The 12,796-nt window shown below is 67.3% G+C and carries 11 protein-coding genes and 1 pseudogene; all 12 read left to right on the forward strand.

Going from position 1 to position 12,796, the window contains the following annotated elements; all coding sequences use genetic code 11:
- Window positions 1-163 precede the first annotated feature (163 nt).
- Window positions 164-544: a chemotaxis response regulator CheY gene (locus tag CRO39_RS04955; protein WP_097120806.1), complete on the forward strand. Its 381-nt coding sequence runs from the start codon at window positions 164-166 to the stop codon at window positions 542-544.
- Window positions 544-1,158, forward strand: a complete 615-nt coding sequence (locus CRO39_RS04960; protein WP_097120706.1) for a protein phosphatase CheZ — start codon at window positions 544-546, stop codon at window positions 1,156-1,158. The genes CRO39_RS04955 and CRO39_RS04960 overlap by 1 nt, the downstream gene beginning before the upstream one ends.
- Window positions 1,159-1,472: 314 nt before the next feature.
- Complete coding sequence (locus CRO39_RS04965; protein ID WP_097120707.1) at window positions 1,473-3,365, forward strand: chemotaxis protein CheA; 1,893 nt, start codon at window positions 1,473-1,475, stop codon at window positions 3,363-3,365.
- Between the two features lie 98 nt (window positions 3,366-3,463).
- Window positions 3,464-4,204, forward strand: a complete 741-nt coding sequence (locus tag CRO39_RS04970) for a flagellar motor protein (protein WP_097120708.1) — start codon at window positions 3,464-3,466, stop codon at window positions 4,202-4,204.
- Between the two features lie 13 nt (window positions 4,205-4,217).
- On the forward strand, window positions 4,218-5,183 hold the full coding sequence (motD, locus tag CRO39_RS04975; RefSeq protein WP_097120709.1) for a flagellar motor protein MotD: 966 nt from the start codon (window positions 4,218-4,220) through the stop codon (window positions 5,181-5,183).
- Window positions 5,183-5,965 carry a ParA family protein gene (locus CRO39_RS04980; RefSeq protein WP_097120710.1) on the forward strand — a complete coding sequence of 261 codons (783 nt, stop codon included), beginning with the start codon at window positions 5,183-5,185 and terminating at the stop codon, window positions 5,963-5,965. The genes motD and CRO39_RS04980 overlap by 1 nt, the downstream gene beginning before the upstream one ends.
- Window positions 5,966-6,090: 125 nt before the next feature.
- A pseudogene (locus CRO39_RS04985) lies at window positions 6,091-6,774 on the forward strand (chemotaxis protein CheW); the annotation flags it as partial.
- A gap of 263 nt (window positions 6,775-7,037) precedes the next feature.
- On the forward strand, window positions 7,038-7,343 hold the full coding sequence (locus tag CRO39_RS04990) for an STAS domain-containing protein (protein WP_097120807.1): 306 nt from the start codon (window positions 7,038-7,040) through the stop codon (window positions 7,341-7,343).
- Window positions 7,340-7,705 carry a response regulator gene (locus CRO39_RS04995; RefSeq protein WP_097120712.1) on the forward strand — a complete coding sequence of 122 codons (366 nt, stop codon included), beginning with the start codon at window positions 7,340-7,342 and terminating at the stop codon, window positions 7,703-7,705. The genes CRO39_RS04990 and CRO39_RS04995 overlap by 4 nt, the downstream gene beginning before the upstream one ends.
- A 37-nt stretch (window positions 7,706-7,742) precedes the next feature.
- The gene (locus tag CRO39_RS05000; RefSeq protein WP_097120713.1) at window positions 7,743-9,725 is read left to right on the forward strand and encodes a chemotaxis protein CheA; all 1,983 of its coding nucleotides are present in this window, start codon (window positions 7,743-7,745) and stop codon (window positions 9,723-9,725) included.
- 98 nt (window positions 9,726-9,823) lie between these two features.
- A complete protein-coding gene (locus CRO39_RS05005) occupies window positions 9,824-11,020 on the forward strand; it encodes an OprO/OprP family phosphate-selective porin (protein ID WP_097120714.1) in 1,197 nt (398 codons plus the stop codon).
- 435 nt (window positions 11,021-11,455) lie between these two features.
- The coding region (locus CRO39_RS05010) for an MCP four helix bundle domain-containing protein (protein WP_141400716.1) at window positions 11,456-12,796 on the forward strand (1,341 nt) is incomplete at its 3' end.

Here is a 12,796-nt window from a genome sequence, read left to right on the forward strand (position 1 = left end):
GACCGGGGACCCGGGACCGGTCAAAAGCCATGTGTGAAGCGCCTTTCCGGGTCCCCGGTCCCCGGTCCCCGGTCCCGATCTCTAAACATTTCCGTCCGCCGGCCGATACCGCCTCTAGACCAGCCTTGCTTCACCGGAGCACTTCGTGACTGCCAACAAGAACATGCGGATCCTGATCGTGGACGACTTCTCGACGATGCGCCGCATCATCAAGAATCTGCTCAACGATCTGGGTTACACCAATACCGCCGAAGCCGATGACGGATCGACCGCGCTCACCGCGCTGGCCCAGGGCAGCTTCGAATTCGTCGTGACCGACTGGAACATGCCCGGCATGACCGGCATCGAGCTGCTGCGCGCGATCCGCGCCGACGAGCGTTACAAGACCCTGCCGGTGCTGATGGTCACCGCCGAGGCCAAGCGCGAGCAGATCATCGAAGCGGCGCAGGCCGGCGTCAACGGCTACATCATCAAGCCGTTCACCGCGCAGACGCTGGAAGAAAAGCTCGGCAAGATTTTCGAACGCCTGGGAGCCGCGGCCTGATGAACGCGACCGTGGAAGCCGCTGGCGCCCGCGCTGCACTGGCGGAAAAACTGCAGCACGCGCTGGACGCCCTGGAACAGGGCGACGAAGCCGCCTGGCGGCGGGAACTGGACGCCATCGCCGCCTGGCGTACGCAGCCGATGATGCAGGGCCTGGGCCGGCTGGCCAGGGAACTGGCGCAGACCCTGGGCGAGCTGCCGCCGACCCACAACGCCGAAGAACTCGACGACGCCTGCGCGCGCCTGGACCACGTCGTGGCGATGACCGAACAGGCCAGCCACAAGACGCTGGACCTGGCCGAACAGTGCCGCGGCTACGCCGATCAGCTGAAAGCGACCACCCTGCTGTCCGAACAGATCGTGCTGGTCGACCGGATCCGCAACGGCCTGTCGGAAATGGCGCTGGCGCAGAGCTACCAGGACCTCACCGGCCAGATCATCCGCCGCGTCGCCGGCATCGTCCGCCGGGTGCACGAAGGCTTCGGCGCGCTGGGCCTGCCGCCGCCGGAAAAGAAAGGCGCTTCAGATCTGGCCGGCCCGGCCGTTGCCGGTCTTGACCGCAATGCGTTCTCGCAGGATGACGCGGATGACCTGTTGTCGGGACTGGGGCTGTAGGGACCGGGGACCGGGGACCGGGGACCGGGGACCGGGGACCGGGGACCGGGGAAAGCTTCGCTTTTTCCTCCCCTTTCATAAAGGGGGACTGAGGTGGATTTGCTTTTGCTCTTCAAGAAAAAAGCGAACGCTGCCTCCCATCGTCCGCCTGCACCGTCCCGCCCTCTTGACTAGCCTTTGGGTCGTTGAGAAGCGCTCCCAAACGGCATTGCCTATCTCCCCTCCACAAGCAGTCTAGTTCCAGCCAGCAACAACACAGCAAGCGTAAAACCTCAACCGCCACGCACTTCATCACGGAATTCCCAACACCCCTCATGTCCGCTGTCACTCCCGAAATCGCTGCCGACTTCCTGATCGAAGCTCAGGAAATCCTCGACCGTCTGGGAGAGCAGTTGGTGACGCTGGAACAGGACCCGGCCGACAGCGCGCAGCTCAATGCGGTGTTCCGCGGCTTCCACACGCTCAAGGGCGGCGCCGGATTTCTCGGCATCCACGCCATGGTGCAGCTGTGCCATGCCGCCGAGGAAGCCCTTGGCATCGTCCGCGCCGGCAAGGCCACGCTGGAACCCCATCATTTCGACGCCGCCCAGCAATCGCTGGACTGGCTGCAGCAGATGCTGGATTCGGTCGCCGTCGGCGAACAGGCCGCGCATGCGCCGGCGGCGCTGATCGAGCAGTTCGACGTGCAGCCGGCAGCGGTGCAGCGCGTCGCCGTCCCGGTCGCGCGGCCCGCCGCCGCTGGCGCCGGCGACGACATGATCGATGACGACGAGTTCGAAGCGCTGCTCGATCAACTGCACGGCAAGGCCGCGCCGACCACACCGCCGATCGCCGCCGCCACGCCGGCCAAGCCGGCCGACGATCTGATCGGCGACGACGAATTCGAGGCGCTGCTGGATCAGTTGCACGGCGGCGCGGCGCCCGGCCAGGCCGCCGCTGCCGGCGTGCGGCCGGCCGTTGCGGCCACGCCTGCGCCCAGGCCCGCCGCACCGCGCAGCGCGCCTGCGGCGGCGTCCGCAACGGCCGCCAAGCCGCCTGCGCGCAGCAACGGCGAGGCCGAACAGACCATCCGCGTGGACACCAAGCGGCTGGACGCCATCGTCAATCTGGTCGGCGAACTGGTGCTCTCGCGCAACCGCCTGAAGACGCTGCGCGCGCGCATCCGCGACGAGGAGCTCGACCGCGCGGTCAGCGGCCTGGACATCGCCACCGCGCGCCTGCAGTCGGCGGTGATGCGCACGCGCATGCAGCCGGTGGGCAAGGTGTTCTCGCGCTTTCCCAAGGTCGCGCGCGATGTGGCGCGCTCGCTGCAGAAGGAAGTCGACCTGGAACTGGTCGGCGCCGACACCGAGCTGGATCGCAATCTGGTCGAGGCGCTGGCCGACCCGCTGGTGCACCTGGTCCGCAACGCCATCGACCACGGCATCGAGCTGCCGGACCTGCGCGAAGCCTGCGGCAAGCCGCGGGTAGGCCATGTGCGCTTGTCGGCGCAGCAGGAAGGCGACTACGTCACCATCGAAATCCGCGACGATGGCGCCGGCATCGACCCCGAGCGCCTGCGCGCCAAGGCGCTGGAAAAAGGCCTGCTGGATCCGGAAGCCGCGGCCCGGCTATCGGCCGACGAGTGCCTGCAGCTGGTGTTCCTGGCCGGCTTCTCCACCAAGACCGAGGTGACCGACATCTCCGGCCGCGGCGTCGGCATGGACGTGGTGCAGTCGCGCATCCGCGAGCTCAGCGGCCAGATCCAGATCCATTCCGAACTGGGCCGCGGCAGCCGCTTCGTCATCCGCGTGCCGCTGACCCTGGCGATCCTGCCGACCCTGCTGGTGCAGGCGGGCGAACCGGTCTATGCATTGCCGCTGGCGCGGGTGATGGAAGTGCTGCACGCGCCTTCCACCAGCCTGCGCTGGTTCGACGGCCAACCGGTGCTGGACCGCAACTCCAATACGCTGCCGCTGGTGGACCTGCGGCGCTGGCTGGGCGTGGAGCCGGCAATGCCGCCGCTGCTGACGATCGTGGTGCTGCAGATCGCCGACCAGCGTTTCGGCCTGATCGTCGACCAGGTCCGCGGCCGCGAGGAAGTGGTGATCAAACCGCTGCCGCGCGCGGTGCGCGGGCTGCCCGGCTATGCCGGCGCCACCTTGATCGGCGACGGCCGGATGGCGCTGATCCTGGATGTGGATGGCCTGCGCGAATCCGCCGCCTAGCGGCGACGCTTGCGGGAGCGGCTTTCCGTGCCGGCATGCCGGCGCACTCCCACGGTCTGCGTCTCAAGAATGCCTCCACTACGCCGATACCAACGCATATGGACATCTTCAGCCTTATCGGAATCATCCTTGCCCTGGTCGCCCTGGTCGGCGGCAGCATCCTCAAGGGTGCCGGCCTGTCGTCGCTGTGGTCCTCGGCCGCCTTCGTCATCGTGATTCTGGGGACGGTCGCGGCGATCATGGTGCATACGCCGCCGGCGGTGTTCAAACGCGCCGCCTCGATCGTGATGTGGGTGTTCCGGCCGCCGACCAGCGAACGCGCCGAACTGGTCGCCCGCATCGTGGAGTGGAGCAATATCGCCCGCAAGCAGGGGCTGCTGGGACTGGAGCCGCTGGTCAACGATCAGAACGATCCGTTCCTCAAAAAGGGCCTGCAGATGCTGGTCGACGGCCTGGAGCCGGAAGCCATCCGGCACATGCTGGAAATCGACCTGAGCGGCCAGGAACACGAGGATCTGGCCGCCGCCAAGGTGTTCGAGGCGATGGGCGTGTACGCGCCCACGCTCGGCATCATCGGCGCGGTGTTCGGCCTGATCGCGGTGATGAAGAACCTGGCCGACCCCAGCAAGCTGGGCCACGGCATCGCCGCCGCGTTCACCGCCACCATCTACGGCATCGCCTCGGCCAACCTGTTCTTCCTGCCGATGGCCAGCAAGCTCAAGAGCGTCATCAATGGCCGCAGCCGCGAGCGCGAGATGATCATCGAAGGGCTGATCGCCATCGCCCAGGGCGAGAACCCGCGCAACATCGAATCCAAGCTGGCCGGTTTCCTGCACTAGGGCAATCGCGGACATGGCACGCAAGCGGGCGCACGAAGAGCACACCAATCACGAGGCATGGGCCATCCCCTATGCCGATCTGATGACGTTGCTGCTGGCCTTCTTCGTGGTCATGTACGCCATTTCCACGCTCAACGAAGGCAAGTACCGGGTCATGGCCGATGCGCTGACCGCCGCGTTCGGCGGCGCGCCGCGCACCATCAATCCGGTGCAGGTCGGCAACCACCAGTTGCAGGGCGCCGACTACGACCGTCCTTCGCCAATCAAGTCCGGCGCCAAGCAGGGCCCGTCCGCGCCCTCGCCCGCCCCCAACGTGACGCTGCTGGCGGCGATGGCCTCGCAGATGAACATGACCGTGGATCAGCGCGGCCTGCAGAACGCGCAACGCCAGCTGGAGTCGATTGCCGCGGATCTGGAACACGCCCTGGAACCGCTGATCGAGAAGAAGCTGGTCGTGGTCCGCCGTGCCGATCTGTGGCTGGAAGTGCAGATCAACAGCGACATCCTGTTCGCCACCGGCTCGGCCGCGCTGGACCCGGCCGCGGTCCAGACCATCGCCAAGCTGGCCGAGGTGCTGGGCGATGTGCCCAACTCGGTGCGGGTGGAAGGCTATACCGACAACCGGCCAATCAACACCTACCAGTTTCCGTCCAACTGGGAACTGTCGGCCGCGCGCGCCGCCAGCGTCGTGCATCTGTTCATCCGCGACGGCATCTCGCCCGACCGGCTGGCGATGATCGGCTACGGCGAATACCGTCCCATCGAAGACAACGCCACCGACAGCGGTCGCAACGCCAATCGCCGGGTGCTGCTGATCATCCTGGCCAGCGAGGCCGGGCAGTCGCCGGCGCCGCTGCCGGCGCTGGCGACCCCGGCCCCGATAACGCCGGCCATAGACCTGCCGCCGGTCGCCGACTCGGCGGCGCCCGCCATGGCCGGCCCGCTGCCGGCGCCGGAAAGCTACCAAGGAGTCAACTGATGCGCGTCTGGGCAATCGCCAACCAGAAAGGTGGCGTCGGCAAAACCACCACCACGCTGGCGCTGGGCCGCGGGCTGGCCATGCGCGGCTCGCGCGTGCTGCTGATCGATCTGGATCCGCACGCCTCGCTGACCCGCGCCTTCGGCGTGCCCGGCGAACCTGCGCCCAGCGGTGTCCTGGATCTGTTCAACGACCCGGCGCTGGAGCTGTCCAGCGTGGTTCGGCCCACCGAAGTGGACAACCTCCACCACATCGCCGCGCAAACCGCACTGGCCACGCTGGAGCGCCGCAGCGCCAGCCAGCCCGGGCTCGGCCTGGCCCTGGCCAATGCGCTCTCGCGCAGCGGTTCGGCATACGACTACGTGCTGTTCGACTGCCCGCCGCAACTGGGGCTGCTGATGGTCAATGCGCTGGCCGCGGCCGATCATCTGGTCGTGCCGACCCAGACCGAACCGCTGGCGATGCACGGCCTGGCGGGCATGTGCCGCACCGCAGAGATGATCGAGCGCTCGCGCCGGCGCCCGCTGCCGGTCTCGATCCTGCCGACCCTGTATGACCGCCGCACCCGCGCCGGCGCCGAGACGCTGAAGCAGATGCAGCAGGAACACGGCGCACGGGTGTGGAGCGATGCCATTCCCAACGACACCCGCATCTGCCAGGTCGATGCGCTGACCCGTCCGCCAGCGCCCGCCCTGTACCCGGGCCGTGGTCTGGCGGCGTACCGGCGCGCATTGGACTGGATCCTGCATACCGAAAAGTTGATGACGGAACAGGCCGCATGACCGCCAGCCCTGCCCTCGACGACTACCTGCTGGAACTGCTGGAAAGCGCGCCGGACGGTGGAGCCGTTCCCGTGCGGACGGCCGTCGCTGCCACGCCGCCGCAACCGGCCGATCCGGCGGCACCGGCCGATGTCGCGGCAGGCGCTGCCACAACCGCTGCTGCCGCAACCGCCCTTGCCAGCCCCAGCGCCGCGCCGGCTACCGCTGTCGGGTCCGCGCCTGCCGCTGCGCCCGAAGCCAACCGGCCCATGCCGGCATTGCCGGCAAAACCTGCCCCACCCCGGCCGGCCCCTGCCGCCAACGCCGCGCCGCGCTACGTGGCGCCGCCACCGCTGCCGCTGGAGCAGCGTCAGCACCACGGCCATGAGGAACGCCGCCGCGCCAGCGAACGCACCACGCGCTGGTTGCGGATGCGCTGCGACGAGCAGCACTACGCGCTGGAGCTGTTGAAGGTGCAGGAGGTGGTGCTGCCGGGCACGCTGCTGCCGCTGCGCGGCGGCCCGCGCCACCTGCTGGGGGTCATGAATCTGCGTGGCCAGGTGGTGCCGGTGCTGGATCTGGGCCTGTATCTGGGCCGCGCCGCCATTGTGGCGGACAGCGCCACCCGCATCGCGGTGCTGGAAGAGAACGGCGAAGTGCTGGGATTGCGGGTTTCCGCCGTGGAGGACGTCACCAATCTGACCGATCAGCAGATCGAACCGCCGGACAACAGCCGCATGTGCCGCATCACCGATCAGCTGTTCCGCGGCGTCGCGCGTCAGGGCGGACGCACGGTGATTCTGCTGGATGCTTCGCAGTTGTTGAAGTAGCGGGAAGCGGGAAACGAGAAACGAGAAACGAGTAATGAGGAGTGAGAAACGAGTAAAAGCAACCGCGCCTTTCCTCATCTCTCACTCCTCATCTCTCACTCCTCATCTCTCGTTTCTCGTTCCTCGTTTCTCGTTTCTCGTTCCTCGTTCCTCGTTTCTCGTTCCTCCCGCAATTTCCAAACTCCGTCACACATTCACCTCCAGCCCTCAAGTCCGGGCACCACCGGCCGATACCACGTACGAACCGACTTTTCGGAGACATGATGAGCGCAGTGCCCCTGGGCGCCGACCTTGGTATCGAGGCGGCCACCGATCTCAAACAGCAGTTGGCGCCGCACCTGGCGCAGCCGCAGCTGGCGCTGGACGCCAGCGCGGTGCAGCGGGTGCATACCGCCAGCCTGCAGGTGCTGTGCACTTTCGTCCGCGAACGCCAGCAGGCCGGCCATCGCACCGAATTCTCCGAAACCAGCCCCACCCTGCGCGATGCCGCACGCCTGCTGGGCGTGGCCGAACAACTGGGGCTTCCCTCTTCCGAAAACAACAGACAAGCAGTGGAGAACGCCGCATGAGCGCACGGATTCTGGTAGTGGACGACTCGGCCTCGATGCGCCAGATGGTCGCTTTCGCCCTCACCTCGGCCGGTTACTCGGTGGACGAAGCCGAAGACGGCCAGGTGGCGCTGGGACGTGCGCAGGGACAGAAGTTCAACGCCGTGGTCACCGACGTCAACATGCCCAACATGGACGGCATCTCGCTGATCCGCGCGCTGCGCGGATTGCCGGACTACAAGTTCACGCCAATGCTGATGCTGACCACCGAGTCGGCGGCGGACAAGAAGTCCGAAGGCAAGGCCGCCGGCGCCACCGGTTGGCTGGTCAAGCCGTTCAATCCGGAACAGCTGGTCGCCACCATCCAGAAAGTCCTGGGCTGATCGCCCTCCTTATCCTTCAGCACGCAGGTCGCACCCGATGAGCATGGACATGCAGCGCTTTCACGCCACCTTCTTCGAGGAGAGCCGGGAAGGCCTGGAAGCAATGGAGTCGGGTCTGCTGCTGCTGGAACAGGGCAATCGCGACGGCGATCTGATCAATTCGATCTTCCGCGCCGCGCATTCGATCAAGGGCGGTGCGGCCACGTTCGGCTTCGAGTCCGTCGCCGGACTGACCCATGTGCTGGAGACGCTGCTGGACGAACTGCGTGCCGGCAAGCGCGCCGTCAGCGCGCCGGCCATCGATGCGATGCTGGCGTCGGTGGACGTGCTGCGCAGCCTGCTGGCGGAGGCCGAAACCGGCCAGCCTGCCGATCCGCAGGCGGTCAGGGCCATCCACGACAGCCTCAACCAGGTGCTGTCCGGGCAATCGGCCGAAACCGCAGCAAGCAGCGCCGCAGCCGGTGCAGCCGCGGCCAATGAGGCCCCTGAAGGCTGGCGCATCGGCTTCACGCCGGCGCCGTCGCTGTTCATGAGCGGCAACGATCCGCTGCGCATCCTGCGCGAGTTGGAGCACCTGGCACCGCTGGAAGTGGCGTGCCGGCTGGACCGGCTGCCGGGCTTCGAGCAGATGGACCCGCTGGAGGCCTACCTGGCCTGGGACCTGGGACTGATTGGCCAGGTCCCGCGTGCCGCCGTCGACGAGGCCTTTGCCTGGGTCGTCGACGACTGCGAACTGGACATCCAGCCCATCCAGCGCGCCCTGCCCGCCGCCGAACCGGCACCGCTTGAGGCGGCGGTCGGCCCGGTCGCGACAGCGGCGGTGGCCACGCAGTCGGCCAATGGCGACAGCGCCGAAAGCTCCATCCGCGTCAGCGTCGACAAGATCGACGGCCTGATCAATCTGGTCGGCGAACTGGTCATCACCCAGGCCATGCTGAAGCAGGTCTCCGCAGCGCTGGACCCGGCCCAGTGCGAGCGCCTGGTCGCCGGCCTGGACCTGCTGGAACGCAACACCCGCGATCTGCAGGAAGCGGTGATCGGCGTGCGCATGCTGCCGGTCGACGCGGTGTTCCGCCGCTTCCCGCGCCTGGTCCGCGACCTGTCCGCCCGGCTGGGCAAGCAGGTGCGCCTGCGCACGATTGGCGAGGGCACCGAACTGGACAAAGGGCTGATCGAACGCATCGCCGACCCGCTGGTGCACCTGGTCCGCAATTCGATCGATCACGGCCTGGAAATGCCCGATGCCCGCCGCCAGGCCGGCAAGGACGAAACCGGCACGATCACGCTGGCGGCTTCGCACCAGGGCGGCCATATCGTCATCGAAGTCAGCGACGACGGCCGCGGCCTGAACCGCGAACGCATCCTGGCCAAGGCCGCCGAACGCGGGCTGGCCGTACCCGACAACCCCAGCGATGCGCAGGTCTGGGACCTGATCTTCCAGCCCGGCTTTTCCACCGCCGAAGCGGTCACCGATCTGTCCGGCCGCGGAGTCGGCATGGATGTGGTCCGCCGCAACATCCAGGCGCTGGGCGGCGAAGTGCAGTTGGAAAGCGCCTTCGGCAGCGGCACCCGCGTGGTGATCCGTCTGCCGCTGACGCTGGCCATCCTGGACGGCATGACCGTGCAGGTCGGCAGCGAAACCCTGATCCTGCCGCTGTCGCATGTGCTGGAGGCCTTGCAGCCGCAGCCCGAGGACATCCGCAGCATGGCCAACGAAGGCCGCGTGCTGCGCGTGCGCGGCGACTACCTGCCGATGGTGTCGCTGACCGAGTACTACCGCTATGGCGAGCGCGGCAGCGGGGAGTCGCTGGTGGTCGTGGTGGAAGGCGATGGCCACAAGCTGGCGCTGGAGGTCGACGAGTTGCTCGGCCAGCAGCAGGTCGTGGTCAAGAACCTGGAAAACAACTACCGCCGCATCGACGGCATTTCCGGCGCCACCATCCTTGGCGATGGGCGCGTCGCGCTGATCGTCGATGTCGGCGGGCTGGTACGATCGCTGCGGGTGCCGCAGGCAGCCTGAGCCGGCCCGCTCGAACCTTGTCTACCCGCCTCGCGGTCTCCCGCACCGCGCCCGCGCGGGCGGCGGCAGCGAAGCTTCGCCCTTGCAGGACCTTCCGAATGAAACCCGTTTCCGCTCTGACCCTGGCGCTGCTGGCGCTGCCTGCCTGCGCCGCCGCCCAGGACGCCGGCTCCGCGGCCGCGCACGGCAGCATCTGGCCGCCCAAATACACGTTCGGCAACGGCACCGAACTGGCCGCCACCGGCAACTTCGGCTACGACTTCAACGCTTTTTCCGGCAATGGCTACGGCAATGCCGCCCTGGATGACGATCACGACTGGCGGCGCCGGGAATTCGGCCTCACCCTCAAGCGCAAGGGCGTCTACGATTTCGTCGCGGTGTTCGACTTCCAGCCCAAGACCTGGAGCGATGTGGCGCTGCGGCTGGAAAGCAAAGCCCTGCTGGGCCGCGATGCCGGCAGATTCCGCATCGGCCAGATGAAGCTGCCGCTGGGATTCGAAGGCAATACCTCGACCCGCAACGGCAGTCTGATGGAAAACTCGCTGCCGACCCAGGCCTTCTACCAGGGCCGCCGCATCGGCGTGGACTGGGCGTTCGAACGGCCGCGCTACCTGCTCAACGCCGGCTACTACGGCCAGGATCTGCAAGGCAACAACAACGGCAGCACGGCCGCCGCGCGCGCGGCCTGGATCCCGTTCAACGCCGCCGGACAGGTGCTTCATCTGGGCGTGTCGGCCAGCGAGGAACGGCCGGAAAGCGAAATCAACGGACTGGGCGTGCGGGTGCTGCCCAGCGTGCGCTGGCGGGCCAAGCCGGAAGCGTCGCTGACCGCGGTGCGGCTGGTCGATTCGGGCACGCTGACCCAGGTCGACCGCATCCGCCGCAGCGGACTTGAAGCGCTGTGGATCCGGGGGCCGTACTCGCTGCAGGGCGAATACCTGCGGCAGAGGACCCAGCGCGATGCCGGCCTGCCGTCCTATTCGGCCGATGGCTTCTATCTGTTCGGCAGCTGGCTGCTCACCGGCGGATCGCGCCCCTATTCCGGCGGCAATGTCGGCAATCCCAAACCCGCCGGCAAGCACGGCGCGCTGGAGCTGCTGGCCCGCTACAGCAGCATCGATCTGGACAGCGACGGCATCGCCGGCGGGCGCCAGCGCAACTGGACGCTGGGCGCCAACTGGTACCTGCACCAGAACTTCAAGTTCCAGGCCAACTATGTGCGGGTCGACGCCGAGCGCGGCCAGGCATCGGCCGATCCGCACGCGTTCGAACTGCGCGGCCAGTTCAGTTTCTGAGCGTTTGCCGGGGCGTTCGGCCGCTCCGGGAACGGTGCTTGTGCGGGCGCGGCCCGGAAGGAGTTGTCGACGTCCGGGACAAGTCCGCCGCCGGCAATACGCAGGCGATTGCCGCGCAACGCGTGGCGACTGCGGCAGGCTATCCAAGGGCTGCCACCGAATGCGCGCGGCATCGCCGTGCAAGCCTTCCTGCGCCGCATGGCGAATATCCCGTATTCGCCTGCACCGGGCGCAAGTAAATGCAATTACCTTTTTGCTGAACAAGCATCAAGAATGCATTTCGCACGCCGCTAATTCGAGTGCAGACCAATAGCGGCCGGTCTGAAACAGGTAGCCATGGGGCAGGACTCCCGATCGGCAGCGTCCGCGAACGGCACCCGCCGCGCGCCTCCACGACCTGCCCGCCTAGCGCCGCGACCTTTGGGGATTCCTCACATGAAATGGTTCCAGAACATCTCCATCGCCAGAAAGCTGGCCGTGGCCTTCACTATCACCTCGCTGATGACGATCGGCCTGGGTTTGTTTGCGATGGCGCAGATGCGCGCTTCCGACCAGTTGGCCGAAGATATCCGGACCACCTGGATGCCGGCGGTCGAGCAGCTCGGCGAAATGCGTGCCCAGCTGGGCGAACTGCGCACCTACGAGCTGGCGCAGCTGGCGCGCACCGATGAGCCCGAAGCGGTGGAGGATTATTTCAAGCGCATGGATAAGACCCGCGAGGCGATCGCCGCGGCCGAAGCGGCCTATGCGCGCACCACCACCCAGGGCGAAGAAGCCAAACTCTATGACCAGGTCCGCAAGCAGCGGGAACTCTATCTGTCCGCCAACACCCGGATGGGCGATGCGATACGGGCCGGCGACGTTGCCGCTGCCCAGAAGGTGTCCGACGACGAATCGCGTCCGGCCCGGCGCGATCTGTTCACCGCGCTGGTGGCGTTGACCGAATTCAACGCCGACCACCTGCACCAGAACCTGGACGCCTCCAGCGCCCGCCACAAGCGGGCAATGACCGGGATGATCGTCTGCCTGCTGTTGTTGACGTCCATCGCCGCGGCAGCGGGCTGGCTGGTCTCGCGCGTCATCTCCCGTCCGCTGGCGCTGGCCACGCGTATCGCCGGCGCCATCGCCGCGGGCAGGCTGGACAGCGCAATCCACATCCATGGCAGCGACGAAACCGGTCAGCTGCTGGACAGCATGCGGCAGATGCAGTCGCGCCTGCAGGCCGTGTCCGCCGCGCAGATGGAAATGGCTACGCGCCACGATGCCGGCGAAATCAGCTACCGCATGGACGAGGCGGCCTTCCCCGGCGACTACGGCCGCATGGTGCGCGACACCAATGCGCTGGTGGCCTCCCACATTGCGGTGAAGATGCGGCTGGTGGAAATCATGCAGCGCTATGCCGTTGGCGATCTGTCGATGGACATGGACCGCCTGCCCGGCGAGAAGGCGGTGCTGACCGAAGCCATGGACACCACCAAGGCCAATCTGGCTGCCATCAACAACGAAATCCGCCACCTGGTGGACGCCGCGGCCAGCGGCGACTTCAGCGTGCGCGGCAACGCGCAGGCGTTCGAGCACGATTTCCGGGTGATGGTCGAAGGCCTGAACCGGCTGATGGCCAGCACCGACGAAAACCTGGCCGAGACCTCGGCGCTGCTGCAGGCCATTGCCCAGGGCGACTTGACCGCGCGCATGGACGGCGATTTCCACGGCGTGTTCGCCCGCATGCGCGATGACGCCAACGCCACCGTGGCCCAGCTCACCGACATCGTCGGC

This window comes from Pseudoxanthomonas wuyuanensis (assembly GCF_900215535.1).
GTDB classification, from domain to species: domain Bacteria; phylum Pseudomonadota; class Gammaproteobacteria; order Xanthomonadales; family Xanthomonadaceae; genus Pseudoxanthomonas_A; species Pseudoxanthomonas_A wuyuanensis.

Bases quoted from the DNA above. Each gene is read 5' to 3' on its own strand.
- CRO39_RS04955 (WP_097120806.1), top strand. From the start codon at position 164: ATGCGGATCCTGATCGTGGACGACTTCTCGACGATGCGCCGCATCATC.
- CRO39_RS04960 (WP_097120706.1), top strand. From the start codon at position 544: ATGAACGCGACCGTGGAAGCCGCTGGCGCCCGCGCTGCACTGGCGGAA.
- CRO39_RS04965 (WP_097120707.1), top strand. From the start codon at position 1,473: ATGTCCGCTGTCACTCCCGAAATCGCTGCCGACTTCCTGATCGAAGCT.
- CRO39_RS04970 (WP_097120708.1), top strand. From the start codon at position 3,464: ATGGACATCTTCAGCCTTATCGGAATCATCCTTGCCCTGGTCGCCCTG.
- motD (WP_097120709.1), top strand. From the start codon at position 4,218: ATGGCACGCAAGCGGGCGCACGAAGAGCACACCAATCACGAGGCATGG.
- CRO39_RS04980 (WP_097120710.1), top strand. From the start codon at position 5,183: ATGCGCGTCTGGGCAATCGCCAACCAGAAAGGTGGCGTCGGCAAAACC.
- CRO39_RS04990 (WP_097120807.1), top strand. From the start codon at position 7,038: ATGAGCGCAGTGCCCCTGGGCGCCGACCTTGGTATCGAGGCGGCCACC.
- CRO39_RS04995 (WP_097120712.1), top strand. From the start codon at position 7,340: ATGAGCGCACGGATTCTGGTAGTGGACGACTCGGCCTCGATGCGCCAG.
- CRO39_RS05000 (WP_097120713.1), top strand. From the start codon at position 7,743: ATGAGCATGGACATGCAGCGCTTTCACGCCACCTTCTTCGAGGAGAGC.
- CRO39_RS05005 (WP_097120714.1), top strand. From the start codon at position 9,824: ATGAAACCCGTTTCCGCTCTGACCCTGGCGCTGCTGGCGCTGCCTGCC.